Below are 405 nucleotides of genomic sequence, written 5' to 3'. Positions count from 1 at the left end.
ATATAGACTCGGGCACGATGCTTTTTCGGTGTGCGCTTTGGTGCTTGAAGGGATTTTGTAAGGGGCGTAATATCAGATACGCGAATATCTGAATTAGCCGCCTGTAATGGGCGGTTTTTCTTTTCCATCAGGCCACCTCGTCTCTAGATTCTAATATACACTTCTCAATCCATTCATCTATTTCAGACTCAACAAAAGCAATAGCCCGACTTCCAATTTTTACCTGTTTAGGGAACCTCCCCTGACTAATAAGACGATAAATCCATGCTTTGCTATAACCAGTTCGCCTTTGAACTTCAGAGAGACGAATTAATGAATTGTAATTAGCCATTTATTAATATCCTGTACTAATGACGCAATAACCCCCTCCTGCAACGAATGGCGAGAGTTTTATTTGCGTCAAAT

At 41.0% G+C, this 405-nt stretch carries 1 protein-coding gene; it reads right to left on the bottom strand.

Annotated elements, in window-relative coordinates; genetic code table 11:
* Nucleotides 1–127 precede the first annotated feature (127 nt).
* Nucleotides 128–331: a helix-turn-helix transcriptional regulator gene (locus tag RTW80_RS27540; RefSeq protein WP_000035054.1), complete on the bottom strand. Its 204-nt coding sequence runs from the start codon at nucleotides 329–331 to the stop codon at nucleotides 128–130.
* Nucleotides 332–405 lie beyond the last annotated feature (74 nt).

The organism is Escherichia sp. AM3, from assembly GCF_032029835.1.
Lineage (GTDB): Bacteria > Pseudomonadota > Gammaproteobacteria > Enterobacterales > Enterobacteriaceae > Escherichia > Escherichia coli.
This window is presented reverse-complemented; position numbering and strand designations above follow the sequence as displayed.

Coding starts and splice junctions, on each gene's coding strand:
- RTW80_RS27540 (WP_000035054.1), bottom strand. CDS start 331: ATGGCTAATTACAATTCATTAATTCGTCTCTCTGAAGTTCAAAGGCGA.